This is a genomic window from Algoriphagus sp. oki45, assembly GCF_036245605.1.
In the GTDB taxonomy this organism is placed as follows: domain Bacteria; phylum Bacteroidota; class Bacteroidia; order Cytophagales; family Cyclobacteriaceae; genus Algoriphagus.
The window spans coordinates 143,070-161,501 of record NZ_BTPC01000004.1 but is presented as its reverse complement, the minus strand read 5'-3'; the positions used below and the strand labels follow the sequence as shown (position 1 = coordinate 161,501).

13 protein-coding genes are annotated in these 18,432 nt (G+C 41.3%); 11 read left to right on the top strand and 2 right to left on the bottom strand.

Annotation, left to right across the window (positions count from 1 at the left end; genetic code table 11):
* The first annotated feature begins 21 nt into the window (after positions 1-21).
* From AAA942_RS16740 to AAA942_RS16730, 3 genes are read left to right on the top strand one after another with little or no spacing between them, the layout of a single operon-like run.
* Positions 22-1,386 (top strand): oligosaccharide flippase family protein, encoded by a 1,365-nt coding sequence (locus tag AAA942_RS16740; RefSeq protein ID WP_338221445.1) that lies wholly within the window; start codon positions 22-24, stop codon positions 1,384-1,386.
* On the top strand, positions 1,383-2,570 hold the full coding sequence (locus AAA942_RS16735; RefSeq protein WP_338221444.1) for a glycosyltransferase family 4 protein: 1,188 nt from the start codon (positions 1,383-1,385) through the stop codon (positions 2,568-2,570). Before AAA942_RS16740 ends, AAA942_RS16735 begins: the two co-directional genes overlap by 4 nt.
* Positions 2,560-3,777 (top strand): glycosyltransferase, encoded by a 1,218-nt coding sequence (locus tag AAA942_RS16730; protein ID WP_338221443.1) that lies wholly within the window; start codon positions 2,560-2,562, stop codon positions 3,775-3,777. Before AAA942_RS16735 ends, AAA942_RS16730 begins: the two co-directional genes overlap by 11 nt.
* 73 nt (positions 3,778-3,850) lie before the next feature.
* Here the strand turns inward: AAA942_RS16730 and AAA942_RS16725 are convergent, their stop codons facing one another.
* Positions 3,851-5,479 carry a glucosamine inositolphosphorylceramide transferase family protein gene (locus AAA942_RS16725; protein WP_338221442.1) on the bottom strand — a complete coding sequence of 543 codons (1,629 nt, stop codon included), beginning with the start codon at positions 5,477-5,479 and terminating at the stop codon, positions 3,851-3,853.
* 39 nt (positions 5,480-5,518) lie between these two features.
* On the bottom strand, positions 5,519-6,670 hold the full coding sequence (locus tag AAA942_RS16720; RefSeq protein ID WP_338221441.1) for an MraY family glycosyltransferase: 1,152 nt from the start codon (positions 6,668-6,670) through the stop codon (positions 5,519-5,521).
* Between the two features lie 947 nt (positions 6,671-7,617).
* Here AAA942_RS16720 and AAA942_RS16715 point away from each other — a divergent pair.
* The 8 genes from AAA942_RS16715 (at position 7,618) to AAA942_RS16680 (ending at position 17,797) form a co-directional block, all read left to right on the top strand.
* Entirely contained in the window at positions 7,618-8,088 is a 471-nt protein-coding gene (locus AAA942_RS16715) for a nucleoid-structuring protein H-NS (RefSeq protein WP_338221440.1), read from the top strand.
* 23 nt (positions 8,089-8,111) lie between these two features.
* Entirely contained in the window at positions 8,112-8,687 is a 576-nt protein-coding gene (locus tag AAA942_RS16710; RefSeq protein WP_338221439.1) for a hypothetical protein, read from the top strand.
* Positions 8,684-9,523, top strand: coding sequence for a hypothetical protein (locus AAA942_RS16705; protein ID WP_338221438.1), 840 nt, complete (start codon positions 8,684-8,686; stop codon positions 9,521-9,523). Before AAA942_RS16710 ends, AAA942_RS16705 begins: the two co-directional genes overlap by 4 nt.
* Entirely contained in the window at positions 9,510-11,957 is a 2,448-nt protein-coding gene (locus tag AAA942_RS16700) for a leucine-rich repeat domain-containing protein (protein WP_338221437.1), read from the top strand. The genes AAA942_RS16705 and AAA942_RS16700 overlap by 14 nt, the downstream gene beginning before the upstream one ends.
* 357 nt (positions 11,958-12,314) lie before the next feature.
* Positions 12,315-13,298 carry a glycosyltransferase family 2 protein gene (locus AAA942_RS16695; RefSeq protein WP_338221635.1) on the top strand — a complete coding sequence of 328 codons (984 nt, stop codon included), beginning with the start codon at positions 12,315-12,317 and terminating at the stop codon, positions 13,296-13,298.
* Positions 13,299-13,602: 304 nt separating this feature from the next.
* Positions 13,603-15,066: a hypothetical protein gene (locus AAA942_RS16690; protein WP_338221436.1), complete on the top strand. Its 1,464-nt coding sequence runs from the start codon at positions 13,603-13,605 to the stop codon at positions 15,064-15,066.
* A complete protein-coding gene (locus AAA942_RS16685; RefSeq protein ID WP_338221435.1) occupies positions 15,063-16,634 on the top strand; it encodes a hypothetical protein in 1,572 nt (523 codons plus the stop codon). The genes AAA942_RS16690 and AAA942_RS16685 overlap by 4 nt, the downstream gene beginning before the upstream one ends.
* The gene (locus AAA942_RS16680) at positions 16,631-17,797 is read left to right on the top strand and encodes a hypothetical protein (protein ID WP_338221434.1); all 1,167 of its coding nucleotides are present in this window, start codon (positions 16,631-16,633) and stop codon (positions 17,795-17,797) included. The genes AAA942_RS16685 and AAA942_RS16680 overlap by 4 nt, the downstream gene beginning before the upstream one ends.
* Positions 17,798-18,432: the final 635 nt, after the last annotated feature.

The following is an 18,432-nucleotide window of genomic DNA, read 5'->3' as shown; positions in this document are numbered from 1 at the left end:
TTTATCCCTAGATTGAAGTAGATGATTGATAAATGGATCAATAAGTTTCAGAGGTATCCAAAGATTTATGCTTTACTGACCAAAGCATCTTCTTCTGATATCTTTAGAAGGATCCTAAGGGGGTCTTTTTGGAATGCAATTCTCAATTTTTTCAGTAAAGGGGTTTCCTTTATTGGTACCGTTATTATCATCCGTCTTATCGGAAAGGAAGCCTATGGCGAATTCGGCATGCTCAATAGTACCATTGCCATGTTTGGGATGTTTACTACATTCAGTATTTCCCAAACAGCCACCAAGCACATCGCCGAATATAGAGCTCAAAACAAACCTAGGGCAGGAAGGATTATCGGGCTTTCCTTTCTTTTTTCTGCGGCTCTTGGATTTGTGATTTTCTTGGTGCTCCAGGCATCAGCAGGATATCTGGCAACTACCTCACTGGAGGCACCACATCTGGAAGGCAGCCTCAGATTAATGGCTACGGGCATGCTGTTCGGTTCCTTGAATGGGGCCCAGTATGGGGTCATCAATGGGCTTGAAGCCTTCAAGGAAAATTCCTTCTTGGGAATTTTCCTGGGTATTTCTATGACATTGGTAAAAATTGGATTGACCTATAGCTACGGATTCGATGGGGCTGTTATTGGAATGACTGTGGAGCCCTTAATCACTTATTTGGCCACATTCTATCTGGTGCGTAAGCTCTTGAACCGATCCAAGCTTCAGGTCATTTTCAAGGGAGCTCTCGAAGAGTCCAAAATCCTTTTTAACTATAGCCTTCCTTCTCTTCTTACTGGCCTGTTGATATTCCCTACCAACTGGTACACCATGTCACTTTTGGCTACCAATAAGCAAGGTGGATATGATGATTTGGCTGATTTTAACGTAGCCAATCAATGGTTCAACGTGCTCATATTTATCACCTACATTTTAGTTAGTAGCTTTTTGCCGATATTCTCAGATCTCTGGGCTAGGGGAGAGATCAGAAAAGTGAATAAAATCGTAAAAAATGCCTCCTGGACCATCTTGGGCATATTTATCCCTATAAGTTTCATATTCCTCATTTTTGGAGAGGGGATTGCCAAAATTTACGGAGCTGAGTACGCCGGAGTAGGGATATTGATTTTCGTTTCGGTCTTTACATTAATCCCTCAGTCTTTGGCTATCGTACTGAATAATGTCTTGGTTGCTACAGGTAGACTTTGGACAAGCTTTTTAGTCTTTTTGGTATGGAGTATTACTTTTATTGGGTTCACCTTTCTCCTGCTTTCTTATTCTTCCATGGGCTTGGTATTGGCCCGACTGATTGCATTTATGCTCTATTTGGTTCTTACCTTTCTTATTTATAAGACCTATTACCAAAAATCCATCTTAAAATTTCAAAGAAGTTGAAAATAGCTATTCTTACTTATGCCCTGAACATTGGCGGGGTAGAGCGGGTAATTTTGAATCTTTATAAAGGCTTTGAAAATCAAGGCTACGAGCCTGTGGTATTTGAAATTATGGCTAAAGGCCAGTGGAGTGATAAATTCAGATCCATGGGTCTAAAAGTACTTCAGGTTTTACCAAGGCCTTGGGAAAGTAAAAAACAACATGCATTCAGGATTTTATCTCAAATCAAACCTTTCCCGCTGATTTTCCTCAATGATGTCCAATATGTCCATAGTATTTTGGGACTCTTACCTCCAAACACAAAGGTATTCCCTATAGTCCACGGAAATTTGGAGTCAATGCTTCACAACGCATCTTTTAATAGGGAACAATTAAATAAAATCATTTGTGTAAGTCCAGCTTTGGCTGATAGGTTAAGAAAGGAATATGGTGTTGATCCAAATATGATCAATGTTATCCCGAATTGCTTGGATACTAACATTGAAGTTCTTGACTTCTCCAAAAAAAGCGACAAGTTTATCTTTTTGGGAAGACTGAATGATTTTGAAAAAGGAGTTTTGGATTTGCCGGAAATTATAAGGTTACTTAAGCAAAGGTGGCCAAATATTCATCTTGATATTTATGGACAGGGAACCGATGAGGCTGATCTCAGAAATAAAATTATTGAATACAACCTGGAAACAAATATTTTTCTAAAGGGTCAACTATCACCGGATTTGGTTAATTCTACGCTATCTCAATACAAGTATTTACTTTTTCCTTCAAAAGGATTTGAAGGAAGCCCACTTGTCCTAAGGGAAGCAATGTTAAATGGTCTTATTCCATTTGCATACAGGTTGGAAGGGCAGACTGATAATATTATTGTGAATGGAGAAAACGGCTTTCTCGCCCAAATTTCAAATATCTCTCAAATGGTTGAGCAAATAGGGTCGGTTATTGAAAACATTGAAAATCAACAGGTAATAAGCTCTAATGCCCGTCAAACAATCCTCGAAAATTATTCCCTTGAAGCAATGATGAAAGAGTACACAGCAATCATTGAAGAGAGTCTGAAATCTCCAAATCCGACAAGGTCAAATCGACTGGAACCCGAAATCCTGGAGGAGTTCCCTTCATTACCCGTAATCCTGATAAGACCATTGAGAAAGTCCTTGAGAGTTTTGGGCCTATACCATGACAAGTAAGAGAATCTTATTTTTAACTACTGCCTTTCCCCCATTCGAATTTTCAGAAGGGATAGTCAATGCCAAGTTGGTATTGGCATTGAAAGCCCGAGGGCATGATGTACAGGTGATTTCCAGGTCGGCTACCATTGCCTATGCTCATTCCTGGTCAGAATCCTGGCTCCCAATCCAAAGTCAAACCCATTACCCAGCCCAAACTGAAGCAAGCAAGAGTAGTCTATTGCAACAGACCATTCAAGGATTGCTTAGCTATGGCTATCCGGTAGAAGGGATTCGATGGGGTCTTCAAGCTGAGAAATTGGCCTTAAATCTTCATCAGGAAAAACCCTTTGACCTGATTATGTCCCGTATGCCCTCTCTCTTTCCTCATTTGCTGGGTGAAAAGTTGGCGTCTGCTTGGGAAATCCCTCTTATTTCAAATTGGAATGACCCAACCGATGATATCCGACCACTAGGTCATCAGGTTTCCAGGTTTCAGGCTTGGTTGATGAAGCGTATTTCCCGAAAAGTATTTCAATCTGCCAATGTCAACACCTTTCCATCTCAGGAGTTGATGGAGCATTTTCTCCTCACCAATCTTAAAGGTCTTCAGAGTAGGGTGGAAATTATTCCCCATATCGGTTTCAAACCTCAGTTTGCCCTAGACCATGCCAAGGGTAAGGTGGTAAAAATTGCCCATGCCGGGAATATGCTGTCCAATATCAATTTGGACTTGCTACTTGCAGCTTTTCACAACATTGCCCAAAAAGGACATGATTTCGAGTTTCATGTTTTTGGGGTGGTTCATGATCAACTTAGAGAAAAGCTTGACCACTTGGGGTTGAAGGAGAAAATAATTATCCAAACTCCCTTGGGGTATTCCGAAATGGTCAAAAAGTTGGTTGATTATGACTACCTCCTGCTTTTGGAAGCCCAATACCCAAAGGGGATTCTTATGCTCAGCAAATTATCCGACTATGCTTCTTTAGGAAAGCCTATCATTGCCATAGCACCTAATACCGGAGTGACCGCATCTTATTTGAAAGATGAACCCGGTTTTTATTTGATGGATAATACCAATCAAGAGGAAATTGAAAGAGGGATCGAGACCCTTATCCGAAAATTTCCGGAAATTGATTCACCAAATCCAAATAACAGACTTTGGAATGCCGTCAATCCGGAAGCTATTGCAGACCGATACGAAAAATTGTTTGAGAGTCTTGACTAGCTAATTCTGCTACGATATGATCCTGGAGGATCAATGTCCAGATTTTTCCAATTTGAGGAGGGTTTATCCCTCTTTATTTTTTTCTGGTAGCCGCATCAATTACATAGTAATCTCCGTGATTATCTACATGATGAAAGCCGGTTAGATTGGGAAAAAATGAAGGAGTGGCAGACACTATTTTTTCTTCCCGATAGTTGTCCAGATTGAGCTCTATGATTTTATTGATATTGATCCCAAATCCATACTTACCTTTTACATTTCGCTGACTCGGTCTAAAATATTCCCCGTTTCTCTGATAAATCTTACCTCCATTTCTTGCACTCCGAGAATCAATGATCACCGGGTTTTGGAGATGGGGTTTTAAATCATTCATCTTAAGTGAGTCAATTTGATAGATGTAAAGATCTGAGTTGAGATCAAACCAAAATCCTTTACTGAAGAAAATCCAAGCAATTCCATCTTGGTCTCTTAGAAAGTTGACATCCGCCAATTCTTCTCCTTCGAATGCGGTGGAATAAAGTTCCCATTGATAGGGGAAGTTTTTTGCCTTATACACCTCCAATTTTTTGTTGGCGCAGGATTCCGGGATCATATAAATCTCCCCTCCATCCTCGAAAACATTCGGGTAAGACCGATGAGTACCATCATCTATAATATCGGTCACACTGCTTACTTTCCCTTTTTCCAAAATTCCTACACTGATACAGGCTTTCTTTTTGTCGTAAAAAAATCTCTCAAAGAAGAGATATTTTACACCGTCTTTTTCAAATACAAAGGGATCAGCCCAAAATTCCCCTTCAGGTTGTGGGATCTCTTTGGTCCTGAATAGGGGGGCATGGATAAAATCTCCCTTTCCTACGTACACTTTCCAAAGGTTTTCTCCTTTCGAATGAAACATCCGGTAAAACAAGGTAGAGGTAAACTCCCGGTAAAATTTCCACAAATACTTAAGTGTAGGCTTGAGCCCGGGAGAACGGTAGAGTGGGAGGCTGTAAGTCAAAGAGTCCTCTACACTGAATTTTCCGTGGTAGACTTTTCGGAGATTTTTAAGGACAAGTTGTATGGAGGAGAACTGGACAAATTGTTGATTCTTGGTAAATGACCAATTGATATTATAGAAGGCTTTTTCGATGATTTTCCCCCCATCCAATTCAGGTGTCAATTTTTGAAGAGTGACGCCAACTACTTCATGGCTTTCTACGATTTCCCAAAATCCGGCCGGTCCACCTCTATTGACATCATTGTCTCCATGGTGAAGACTCCATATCCCATACTTTGGTACCTGAAGAATAGCACCTTTGATGATATTAAACTCATGCCTCAGAATCAAATCCAGATCATAAGCATGTAGCTGTTCACACTCTTTTTCCTCAAAATAATCTACAAACCCCTTTCTCACCGGATTCATTAAGATATTCGGAGTCTTTTCAAATAGCTCTTTCACCCGGGTAGGATCCGGATCAATGGCTTTGAATAGTTTTTTCTCCAAAGATTTCTGCCATTTCCATAAAAAATTACCCGGCCATAGTTTTCTGAGCCCAGTCTTTGGATTAGAGTCTATGACAGGACCGCGACCATCAAAAATCAGCAGGGATACTTCTAAAAAATCTAAATCAAGGAGTTGATCAAACAGGGAAAGTTCCCAAGGATCCAAATTGGAAAGGGATTTTGTGAGAATCCCGATTTTAAGCTTTTTTTTCAAAGAATAGTAGGTTTGAAAAGAGAGGGGTATGGATGGAATTTAATTCATATTGATTGGCCACCTCTCAAAATCTTTAGGATTTACAGCCTTTTGTTTTTCCTCAGGTAATTTGGTTTCCTTAAATCTTGGTTCCGCCTTCATGATTTTTTTCTTCAGGAAGCGGGGAGTGACCAATTCTAAGGTGATGGCAAACAAAATTATCGCCAAAAACACAAATGGTAAAACCAAATTATCAGTGAAATCCCGGAGGATAAGAACTGACAAAATAATCACAATCTGTAAAAGCACTAAAATAGATACCACTTTGGGCTGCTTCATGCCAAATCTCATCAAGAGGTGATGCAAATGGTTTTTATCAGCTTTCATCGGATGTTGCCCTTTGGAGACCCTTTTTGTAAAAACCCGAGCCATATCAAGAGCCGGTATTAAAACCATGGCGAATGAGAAGCTGAAGTTTGGTTTGAATTTGAATTCATCACTTATCGGAAGGGCCGCGTTGATATTCATGAAAGCAACGACCATAATTGCCATGGCAAATCCTATCGGCAAAGATCCGGTGTCTCCCATGAAAATTTTTGCCGGATGCCAGTTGAATGTGAGAAAGGCTACTATGGCTCCAAGCATAGCAAAGCAAAACACAGAATAGCCCAAATACCCAACCGATGCAAACCAAAAGCCTAAAATAGAAAAAGGAAGGAAAGCGATAGTTCCCGCAAGTCCATCAATCCCGTCAATTAGGTTGTATGCATTGGTAATGGCGAAAAGAACAAAAAAGGTGACTAGAAGACTGGCTAATTCGTGGAGTTCATAGATTCCCAAGAAACCGTAAAAATTGGTGATTCTTATATCTGCGAAATAGTAAATCAAAACCAAGGCGCCCAACTGCATCATGATTTTTTGCATGGGACTTAAGGGAGATAGATCATCCCTCAGACCGATAAAAAACATCACCGAAATCGCTAGAACTACGAATCTCATGGTGCCTGGAGCCAAGTACCAACCCCATATGCCAAATGAGACCAGGCAAGCGAAGATGATGGCAACTCCCCCCATGGATGGAGTGACCTTGCTGTGAATTTTTCGGCCCCCGGGAATATCCCCGATGTTAGCCTTGTTTAGAATGATAATTAGGATAGGTAAAATCAATACCCCTAAACCTAAGGAGGAGACAAAAGCTAAAAATTGATTCATTTAAATAGTAGTAAAATTGGTTCAATAACTAAAATTTAAAACTTTTTCCAAGCATCAAAATAAACCCAAAACCAAGAGAAATGCAAAATCTCCTCTTTCGAAACTTGAATATTCCAAATTATTTTTTGGATTAAGGCCATAATTAAATCGAATCTCAAGAGTAATAAATCCATTTCGTGGATTTTTCCCCTTAAATCGTTTTGCAAATATAACTATTCAAGAGATTTGATTTCATTTCTGTAATTTTTATCGAAATTATTGTTCAAACCATCCTTCATTTCCAATTGATTTTGGAATAATTGAAATACGTAGCACGCTTACTTTTTGGATTATGAGATTTTGGTTTTGAGAATGACTAACCTCAGCATTTCCAATTTTGGCTTTCTTCTGCTCAATGATTTTTAAAATCCACTTTTTAATTACCCGGATTTTCCCCAAAAAAATTAGCCATTAAGGACTTTTACGTTAAACCATTGACGATTTTCATTAGACGTACTTTCACAATTAATTAGGCCAATTCTAATCCACTTTCCTATTTGAGGATATACCTGTAAGCTTTGAGGAAACCTTAGGTTGGTAAATCAATTAAGGCAAAAAAAACCCTTCGGAATTCCAAAGGGCTTTTCGCAAAGGCTATTGCCTGAATTAAAACTTAACACACTCAAAATTCACATAAATTTTTGGCTCGGAAAATACCCTATATAGGGTATATTTTGCCCATAATATGATGTTAGTGTGTTGAAAATATTCGTTTAAAAGCCTTGGAGAGGCTTTTTACATTTTTTAACTTAACATTTCAATTCTTTTTCCCGTACCCAAGTCTCAAATATGGGAATAGGCCCGACCTTTGCACAAAATTACTATGAAATCCTTTACTTTGTGCCCTGCAAAGGCCACCTGAACTCAAGCAAAAACAATCTACTATCCAAACAATCCAATTTATCCAAATGAAACAATCTGTATCCACCCTATCCGTAAAAAGAATCCTTTTTATGGGTATTGTACTCACTTTGGCCATGGGAGCATGTAAGAGTAAGAAGAAGGCTGTACAGCCCGCTCCTGCACCTGCACCAGTAGAGCAAGTGGTAGAACAAGCACCTCCTCCTCCTCCTGCACGATCAGCAGAGGAAATCGCTGCTGAAAAGCTGGAAAACAGCTTCAATGCCGTAGCTACTGCTGCTAGTCTTAATGCTGCTGACCAATCAATTCAGCAGACTCTTTCCATGTTTTCCAATCAGGAAACACCGGTATTGATTGTTATTCATGAAGAAAATGGCATCAAAGACTACGATGAGCCTACCACAATCAAAAAGTATCTTGAGTACCTGAAGGACACCAAGAAAAACCTAAACTACATCTCAGACATCCGTCTGGATGCAAATGGAAAGGTCTCCGAACTTGAATTGAGAAGAAAATAATCACTGCTAGAACTCTATCTAAAATGAAAAATAAACTCATCCTTTTCCTTGGCTTGTTCCTGTCTGTCTCTTTAGCAGCTTTTGCCCAGGATAATATCAGCCCTGCTCGTAAGCAGGCCATCGACTCCTTGGCTTTGGAAAAAGTAAAGGACCTTTCCAAGTACATTGCTATCATCGGAAGCAAGGAAACTCAATTCTCTGAGGCCAACCGTGTAATGGACCGTGCCGAAGAACTCTTCGCTCCAGGAGCTGAAATGGGCGTTTCCTCCATCAATACCAACGAAATCGCCTATTACAAAGTAAGAAACTACTTCGAGCGATTGATGGCCTTGAACTATGATCGGGTAAACATCACTTGGTACGATATCCAATACATCTCTGATTTGGAAAGACAGCCTGACGGACGTTATGTAGGTGTGATTACCATCTACCAGCGATTTGAAGGTACCTCTATTGAAACAGGCATGAACTACAGAGATACCACCAAGAAAGATATCACCATCTACGTGGAGAAAAAGCAAACCCAGATTGCAGGTCGTACGATCGAATTTTGGGACGTAATGCTCGGTGATGTTCGAGTGACAGAAACCTCAGCATGAGAAAAACCTTTCTGATTTTTGCGTTTTTTATCGCAATCATCTCTTCTGTCCCGGGACAGGGCCTAGGCGGTCCCGGGACAATCAAGGATGACGGCAGATTTGCAGCTTCTACCAAACAGTTGAATCAATTTTTCAGGAGATTCAATGGAGAAGAGTCGGTCGATGGAAACACCAGATTTTACCCCGGAGACTCACTCTACCAAACCCCTGCTCTCAGAAAAGGATTCTTATCCATCCTTTTTGATAATCAAACCTCAAGTATTACCCCGGAAGTCAAGCAGAAGTTCACTCAGTTTGTCCTTTCAGACGTCTATCCCCATTACCTCAATTTTCACAGAGAAGGATGGTATGCCGAAGTGGATACTGAATTTATCTTCAAAGGCAAGCGGGAGAAAGTCACACTCATCATGAAAATCCAAGCCGAAAGACTGGGTTTTGAATGGGTGATAGATCAGGTGATTTTCGAGCCTTTTAAAAATCTTTTCAACAAGCCTGTAGGAGAATCCAAAGACTTTCTTCATCCACTGAGTCATGAACTTGGATTCATGAACCTCCGCAGGGCTTTTCAGGATTCCAAATTGCCGGAGTCTTTCACTCCCAATTCCTATAAGCCGGATTATTTATCCGTATTCCTTTACGAAATGAAGCAGAATAACCTCCGGTTTGATACCGTTACTGGAGTGAAATTCCACTTCTTCCAGATAAATGGCTGGTATTTTGAAGTAAATCAATTCAACAGACCGGGCTTTAATACAGGCTGGCTGATTTCAAACTTGGTCCAATTGGGACCCGGAGATAAAGAAACTATTCTCAAATACATCTATGACCAGGATTAGAATTTTCCTGATTCTATTTTCACTCCTTACCCTCTCTTTGACCACCCAGGCTCAGACGCTAAAAGGCTATTCCAAAGATCAGGTGGAGGAATTGACTACCAAAGTAGAAGATCAAGTACGCTTTCTGGAGTTTTTGCTCAATACCTTGGGCAAATCAGAAACCAGTGCCAGGGACAAAGATGTGATCATCCGGGAAAGCTATCTGAAGATTTTCCGGGATGAAAAAGTGCAAGTAGAAGACGACCTACTTGCTGACAGGAAAGTAGTAACCAATAAGGATGTAACCGCTTACCTGAAAGACATCGAGTTCTTTTTCAATAATGTAGAATTCAAATTTAAAATCCGGGAAGTCAAACCGGGGCAAAAAGAAAATGGGGAGGTATTCTTTTTAGCCTCTATGGACAGAACCATTACTGCTACCGGAAAAGCAGGAGAAAAAATTACTAATACCAAGCCCAGATTTATTGAAGTCAATCTAAGCGACAAGTCTCAGGAGCTGAAAATCGTCAGTATCTACACTACCAAAGTCAGCAGGGATGAGGAATTGACTGCTTGGTGGAATTCCCTGGATACAGCCTGGATGGGCTATTTCACCGATCGGTTTGATGTATCTCCCCAGGATTCCATTGGGCTGGACTTGCTGTATCGTTTTGTGAGCATAGATTCTTTGGATATCTCCGGAAGGAGGGACATCCAACACCTCAAGCCTCTTTCCGAGCTAAGGGATTTGAAAGTAGTCAACATCAGCCAAACCCAAATTCAGGATCTCAGCCCGATTTCCAATGTCACCTTTCTGGAAAATCTGGATATCTCCAATACTCCTACCCAAGACATTCAGTTTATCAAATATTCTGATCGCTTGAGCGCCCTCAATATCTCCAATACCCAAGTCGACAGCATCGGAGAGCTTTTGAATCTGAAAAATCTAAAAACCCTGAAGGCAGAGGGAGCGCCCATCAGTAGCTTCGCTGTGCTGAATGAATTCAAGAATCTGGAAAACCTGTACCTGAAAAACAGCGGGTTCAACAATCCGGAAAACATTAAAAATCTCACCGAGCTGAAAATTCTCGATCTCAGCCAGAATTACATGGTCAATTATTCCTCTTTGGCCTCCCTGACTTCCTTACAGATTCTCGTACTGGCAGAAACCAATATTCAGGACCTTAATCCCTTAAAGGAATTTGGGGATTTGGAGACTTTGGATATCACCCGAACCCCGGTATCCGATATCACCCCTCTGAATGATCTCCCTGCTCTGAAGAAGGTATTGGCTGATGAAACCCAACTGAGCACTTTTGCAGCTGATGATTTTGTGAGAAAGAATCCTGAGGTTTTGCTGATTCACCATGTAAAAGATCTGGAATCCTGGTGGGCCACTCTTACTCCCGGTTGGAAGGAAGGGCTCAAACGGGCAAATCCTGCTATTAGTGGAGAAAGCCCTGGAATTGAAGTATTGACCCAGACGGTAACCGTTCAGGATCTGGATATCAGTGGGCTGGAAATCAATACCCTCAATCCTATTATTCGCTTTATCAATCTGACTGAGCTGAATTTCTCAGACAATCCAATCGAGGATATGCTTCCCCTTTCTGAAGTAAAGACTTTGAAAAAGATTCAGGGAAAAAATACAGGAGTGAGCGAACTCTCAGTATTGCAATCCAATGAGGAATTGGAGTCCATTGATCTTGAAGGCAGTCCAATCAAAAGCATAACTGCGGTGGTAGATTTACCTCAACTTCGCTACCTGAATGTGGATCAGAGTGAATTGAATCAGGAGGAAATCCCTGGATTTCTCAACAAAAGGCCGGATGTGAATGTGATTTACCGTTCGGAAGAATTGACTCAGTGGTGGAATGAGTTGGATGGAAATTGGAAAGATCTTTTCAGAAAAGAATTTTCCCTTCCTGCTGATCCTACCACAGGACAATTGCATTCCCTTACCGCCAAAGCTGAATTGAGCTTTCAGCGGGTTTCCGTCGATAATTTGATTCCACTTACCGCATTCGTCAATCTCAGGTCCTTGGTGATTTTTGATGCTCCATTAAGCAGGATCGCTCCAGTCAGTGGTATGATTTTGCTGAAAAAGCTGACCCTTTCCCAAATGCCTGTGACTGATTTTCTTCCTATCTCCAATTTGGTGGATTTGGAAGAATTGGATATCTCAAATACTGGTATCGAAGACCTTGGATCTATTGCCAATCTTAAAAATCTCAAAAAACTCAATCTTTCCGGTACCAACCTGAAGGCATTGAAAGGCTTGGAAAGCCTATACTCCTTGGAAGAGTTGGATGTAGCCAGTACCAATCTCAGGTCTCTAAAGCCTGTGGAAGGCCTCATGCTGAAAAAGCTCTCCTGCTTCAATACCCGATTGACTTCCAGAGCTGTAGATAATTTCAAAGGAGCCAATCCTAACTGCGAAGTAAGGTTCTACTGATAGTCGGTTTTCAGGAAAAAAAGTGAATTCCAGGAGAGTACCCTGCTTTTGTTTTGGAAGGATAAAGGGAAAGGGGTAAAAAGTAGTAGAAAAATCCCTTAATGATTTTCTAGAAAAAATAATGAGAAAAGTTGCTTAATCACCCTGATCAAAAGTACCAAGTAGCCCAGAGAAAAAAATACCCACTAGTGGGTATTTTTTTATTTTCAGCCACATATTTATCCACATTTTAGTACTATTCCTTGCTTTAGTTGTCTTTTATTAAGTGATTTCTCCCTAAATCATCTTTTTTTGGTTTTGGTATATTTTCAGGGTTTTCTTAGCAGAAAAGCTCAGGCTCACTTCTCTGGTTTTTGAATATATTGCCTCAAAAAACGTCCTATCAAGGCTTCTCCTCACATATCAGTCGTAATTCCGGTTTATAAGGGTCAGCAAACTCTTCCTGAATTGGTGGATCGTCTGCAAAACAGTCTTCGATCTTTGCAGCTTGACTATGAATTGATTTTGGTAGATGATGGATGTCCTGAGGATTCCTGGGCAACTATTGTGGATTTGTCTCAAACCATCCCGGAGATTAGGGGAATTAAGCTTTCCAGAAACTTTGGTCAGCACTATGCCATCACAGCCGGTCTGGACCATGCGGTAGGGGAGTGGGTAGTGGTCATGGACTGTGATCTGCAGGATAGACCGGAGGAGATTCCCAATCTTTTTCATGAGGTACAAAAAGGATTTGATGTCGTCTTGGCCAAAAGAAGCAAAAGAAAGGATGGCATTGTTTCAGCCTGGTCCTCCCGCCTGTTTTTTGGAGTATTATCCTATCTATCAGGCAGTAGCTTTGATTCCCGGGTAGGGAATTTTGGAATCTACCACCAAAAGGTGGTGAAGGCCTTTCAAAGCATGCGCGAACCAGTCCGTGTTTTCTCAGTCATGGTCAATTGGATGGGCTTTAAGACCTCGGTTTTGGAGGTGGAGCATCAGGCTAGAACTCAGGGGAAAAGCAATTATACCTTTAGAAAGAAATCCAATCTGGCCTTGGATATCATCCTGGCCTATTCCGACAAACCTATCCGTCTCATGGTCAAATTCGGTCTTGGGATTGCCTTTTTAAGTTTTGTTTTTTCCTGCATCACCCTGATTCGTTACCTCTCCGGAGCTATTACTGTTTCTGGCTATACCAGTTTGATCCTTTCCATTTCCTTTTTCTCAGGCATCCTGATGATGATGATAGGAATCGTTGGTTTGTATGTCGGGAAAATTTTCGAAGGTGTCAAAGGCCGGCCTTTGTACCTGATCGATCAGACAATCGAGAATCCGGAAAAAGACACAAGGTTTGAGACATAAGACGCAAGACATAAGATTTAAGACACAATACCACTTCGATTAACCATTAACCCTTAACCATTAACTCTTAACCCTTAACCCTTCCAACTCTCAATTAAACAGTTCCTCAATTCCACAATTCGACCTTAACCATTAACCCTTAACTCTTAACCCTTAACCCTTAACAATTAACCCTTACCCCTTCCAACTCTCAATTAGACAGTTCCTCAATTCCCTGATCCAAACTTTGCCACTTTGCAACCTTGCAACTTTAAACTCCTAAATTTTCCAATCTTTAAATTTTCCAATCTTCCAATCATTCCCAATGCCCAAACCTCTCCTCGGAGCTTCAATTTTAGTAGTAGCCATCATTTTGGCAGGGGTACACCGTGGCTTTGACGTATCCGATGAGGGCTTGTATGTATTGCTGGCACATCCCTTTCAGGAAAATCAGGGAGGAATATTCAATTATGATTTCTTTTTTAGGCTTTTCTACCAGTACACAGGCGTCCACTTTGGCATCGTAGGATTACGGGTACTTCGTCTGCTGATTTATGGATTGGGAGCTTTTGCCCTTGCCGTTTTCTATAAAAATGTAAAATCAGAAACTCAGCTTTCCCCAACCATCTTCCTGATTTCCTTATTGGGTCTTTTTGCGGGTTATGGTTTTCTTCCGGCTAGCTTGTCCTACAATCATCTCTCCGTGGTAATCGCTGCCTGCTGGCTTGCTTTGATCTCTTTTCAGGATGACAGATGGATTAGAAGGCTTGGGATAGGCTTTATGATTGCCTTTTTGGTTTATGTGAAAGTGACAGTGGCAATTCTTTTGGCAGGAATGACTTTGCTGTTTTTGTTTTTGGAGAAAAAGCTGAATTGGGTTTCACTTCTGAGCCTGCTCCTACCATTTATTTCCCTGGAATTGATTTTTTACTGGGATTTGGGTGAAAATGTCCTCCTTCGACTCATTGAGGGCTTGTCTGTCCAAACTGCCCGAGCCGATTACCAATGGTGGACCTTAATCAAGCATACCGGGGTAGGGGTATTTTGGTGCTTGCTGGTTTTTGGGTGTTCGTTTATCGTCTTTAGATGGATCAAAAAAACAATTATCCAGGCTTTGCTTATTCTTCCTCCATTTCTTTTCGTCTTTTCAATCACTCGAATTACGGATGAATGGAACCATATTTTCCTTCTTTTAGGAGCAGGTGTTTGGGCTTGGTTTTTCAGCAAATACCATTTCTTCCAACTCTACGAAAGAGATAAAATCTGGATTATACTCCTTCTGCTTTTGCCTTTTGTCCTGCATTTTGGCAGCAATGTTTATTGGATGAGAATAGGGATCCATTATTTGGTATTTTGGGTTCTAGCGTGGTTGATTCTTGCAGAGAAATCACTCCAATGGGTAAGTATAGGTATCTCTTTTTCAGCTTTGCTATTGGTATTCAATGGACTTTGGTGGCATCCCTTTGAGCAAAAGGAGCTTTGGGAAAATACAGAATCATGGGAATACCTTACCGGAAAAACCATTCTCCTGACTCCATATCAGCTTTCCGCCTTGGAAAAGCTGCAAACTCAAGTAAGAGGGGAGAAGGAGGTTCTTGCTGCCTATAGGATTTCCGGTATTCCCTTTCTCCTTGGAAAAACCCTTCCCAAAAGCCCAGGATTTTGGGATCAGGATCAATTGGAGGGCTTTTTTCCCGAAGGGTATGAAGGAATCCTTATTTTTAATCCGGTAGACTCTCTTCCTGAATCCTTCAATCAGGACTTGGTCCGGATTATGTCCTTCGAATGATAAGTATCCTCCGTAAATCAGACCTTTCCACTGTGTGGGCAGGGGGAATCTTCCTCGGCTTGGGGATTATTTGGTTTTTCCCATGGCGCTTTCAAACCAACGACGACGTGATGATGATGTGGCTGGTTTCTGGTGCCTATACCGGAGAACCAGAACCCTATGCGGTCTTTATCCATCCCTGGTTGAGTTGGACTTTTTCCAAGCTGTACTCCGGGTCTCCGGAGTTCAATTGGTATGGTCTGACTTGGTACGGAGTGAATTTCCTTTCGGCCTTTCTGTTGTTAAAGAAAATCTGGACTACCACTTTTCCAGCCATTCAAAAGCACTTATTGAGCCTTTTTACTGGACTGATTTCTGTCCACTTTGCCTTTTTTCCGCAATTCACGCTGATCGCCGGTTTTGCCGCTTTGGCGGGCTTAATGCAGGTTTTTGGCAGTACTTCAAGGAGGAAGCTGGCTCTTGCTTATCTGGCTTTCTTTTTGGGTTTCTCAATTCGCTGGGAATCTGCTGTACTGATCAGCTTGGGTTGGATTTGGACAGCATTTATCTTTCCTCAGGTTAGGGGTGCCTCTCCTCTGCCCAAAATGCTAGGCTTGGTCTTTCTTTTATTTTTCCTATGGCTTGGAAAATGGGGTTACGAAAAGACCTTCGTCCCCGAAGGATATCTCAACTTCAATTCTGCCCGTGCCAAAGTCTTGGATCACCCGGTTTTTGTACAAGAATCCCAAGAAGAAAAGATTCCAGAATCATCTGATTGGTTTTATGTCAGTCGCTGGATGTTTGAGGATTTGCCTTTGGGCAGTGAGGAGTTTCTTGCCAAAAAACAGGAACTGGATCAGAACCTTTTCCAATGGAAAGCTCTGGGAGAGGGACTTACCCGGCTTGTTCGGATTCAGCGCACGGAGTTGTTTAAATCCATGCTGATCGGTTTTCTACTCTTGGCCTATTTTGCTATTGGAGCCAGGATGAGGAAAAAAACCCTCTTTTTGGGCATTTGGATAGGGTTTTACCTGATATTTAATCATTTCAACCTGCTTTTGGGACGGGTCAATCTGCTGTTTTTTCTGGTTCTTCTTTTTTCTATTTTTCAGTTTCCAGCTCCTAATCTCCCCCGAAAACTTACTGCCGGTCTGATCATGCTCCTTGTCCTTTTCTTGGGTATCCACGGATCCAATTTCTACAATGAATCCCAGGGCAGGTTGGCTTTTCAAAGGGAGTTTGATCGATTGCTTGCGGAGAAAAATCCCGAATCCCCCCTTTTTCTGGAGGGGGTGATGGAATACCTCTTCACAGAGGAATTCAATTCAAATCATCCGGTTCCCTTTCTCAGCTATGGATGGATTTCCCGAAGTCCTATGCAGGAAAAAGCCTATTCATTGAGAGGATTTTCGAGTCAAAACCAAATGGAAGAGTTTTACCTCTTCGCATTTCAATTTCCCGAACCCTTGGTTTTTCCTGATTACATGAATCGGATTTCCCCCGGATTTCGGCTCCAATCTGAGCAAAAAGGCCCAAGTTTAGTCAGGCTTCATTATTGGAAACCCAAGCCCGATTCTGATTTGCCATGAAGAGCTTCCCAAAGTCTATCCTGTTTTGGATTTCGGCCCTACTGATCACTTTGGGGTATTCTTGGATAACTTATGAAATGCTGACTGGAAATATCTTTTCGGACTTTCTAGCGCATATCGACATTTGGAAATTCTATCAGGAGCACGGAAAAATTCCCTTTCCTCCGCTCTACTACCTTACTTTTTTTGGAATCAGTACTATAATTCCGGGTTACCAAAGTCTGAAAATCGCCCTTCTTCTTCTGATGGGCTTAAGTTGGTTGGGTAAATTTGTCCTCACTTATCATTTCCTGGAAAATGAAATCCGAGAGAACCCATGGCTCTTTTGGGTCCCCTTGGGTTTGCTGTTGATGTTTCCGCTTGTCCTGATGGGATGGGAAGGAGAATATTGGTTTTTGGGAAAAATGACACCCAACCTATGGCATAATGGAAGTACCATTTTCGTTTTTCCTTTTTGTATGCTTCTTTTTTTGGAGGTAGGAAGATGGGGTAGAGGCAGCCAACCTAATTTTCTCCTTCTGATTATTTGGACCCTTCTGATCCTATTGATCAAGCCCAGCTACCTATTTGGATTGATTCCCGGTTTGATAGCCATGGTCTTTATATCAAAGGCTTCCCAAAAATCACTATTTGCTATGGGGATTTACTCGGTATTTGTCTTGGTCTTTTTGTTTGCGAGCAGGTGGGTGATTTTTTCGGAAACGGCCGAAGACAGTCTGTTTTACAATTTCAATGCCCGAGGAGATGTGATTATAGACCCTTTCGGAGTTTGGCTAAAACTCTCCGAAAACCCGGTTTGGGACTTTTTGGGTAGTTTCCCACTATTGATTTCTTCCCTGATTTTCTTTGGAAAGAGCCTTTGGAGAGATTCCGATTTCCGCTTGGCCCTGATGACCTTTTGCTTTGGGCTGTTGGTTTTTTTATTGTTTGCCGAAAGTGGTCCCGGCTATCTCGATGGCAATTTCTACTGGCAAATTCCGATTTCTCTATTTCTCCTACACTTGGTTATAGTTAGGATTCTTCTTGGTAGCTTTTTCCAAGCAAAGCAAATGAACCCAACTGTTTTGTCAAAAATCAAGATTTTGGGTTCTCTATTTTTTCTTCATGTACTTTCAGGTCTGGCTTACCTACTTCGGATGCTTGAAACAGGTACCACTCTTTAGTCTTTCCCGCTTTTTTGCTTTCGTAATCCCAAAGTCAAAAAACAAAAACGTAGAACTTGCTATCCCATACTCCCCAAAAGCAAAAAACATTTGCCAAAAACCCGAAAACCCTTTACTTTAACCGAGTAAAATTTTTACTCATTTCTGCTAAGCTCTATCCTGGGACTTAAAGGGCGAAGCTGTATAAAAAGTTAAAGGTTAATAGTTAAAAGTTGACCAAGCTAAGATTCCTGTCAAAAGCAGTTAAGAATTAACCCTTAACAATTAACCCTCAACCTCCACCGTCCTCAGTTCCTCAGTTCGTCAATTCATCAGTTAAACAATTCGACAATTAACCCTTAACAATTAACCCTTAACCTCTTCAGTCCTCAGTTCCACAAAACGCTGAACTCTGAACCTCGAACCCCGAACACCTAACCACTCCTGGTGAGCTTACCTTCACTGAGCTTAGTCGAAGCCCCAAAACCCCAAAACGTTCTACGTTCAAGGTTCAACGTTAATTGACGTTACATGCCTGCCAATGGCAGCAACTCTCTAACCCTTAACCTCTTCCTTCTTCATTTCGTCAATTCATCAGTTCGACAAAACGCCGAACTCTGAACCTCGAACCCTTAACCCTTAACAATTAACCCTTA

Excerpts from the sequence above, each read along its gene's own strand:
- AAA942_RS16740 (WP_338221445.1), top strand. The coding sequence starts at position 22 with ATGATTGATAAATGGATCAATAAGTTTCAGAGGTATCCAAAGATTTAT.
- AAA942_RS16730 (WP_338221443.1), top strand. The coding sequence starts at position 2,560 with ATGACAAGTAAGAGAATCTTATTTTTAACTACTGCCTTTCCCCCATTC.
- AAA942_RS16720 (WP_338221441.1), bottom strand. The coding sequence starts at position 6,670 with ATGAATCAATTTTTAGCTTTTGTCTCCTCCTTAGGTTTAGGGGTATTG.
- AAA942_RS16715 (WP_338221440.1), top strand. The coding sequence starts at position 7,618 with ATGAAACAATCTGTATCCACCCTATCCGTAAAAAGAATCCTTTTTATG.
- AAA942_RS16710 (WP_338221439.1), top strand. The coding sequence starts at position 8,112 with ATGAAAAATAAACTCATCCTTTTCCTTGGCTTGTTCCTGTCTGTCTCT.
- AAA942_RS16705 (WP_338221438.1), top strand. The coding sequence starts at position 8,684 with ATGAGAAAAACCTTTCTGATTTTTGCGTTTTTTATCGCAATCATCTCT.
- AAA942_RS16700 (WP_338221437.1), top strand. The coding sequence starts at position 9,510 with ATGACCAGGATTAGAATTTTCCTGATTCTATTTTCACTCCTTACCCTC.
- AAA942_RS16690 (WP_338221436.1), top strand. The coding sequence starts at position 13,603 with ATGCCCAAACCTCTCCTCGGAGCTTCAATTTTAGTAGTAGCCATCATT.
- AAA942_RS16685 (WP_338221435.1), top strand. The coding sequence starts at position 15,063 with ATGATAAGTATCCTCCGTAAATCAGACCTTTCCACTGTGTGGGCAGGG.
- AAA942_RS16680 (WP_338221434.1), top strand. The coding sequence starts at position 16,631 with ATGAAGAGCTTCCCAAAGTCTATCCTGTTTTGGATTTCGGCCCTACTG.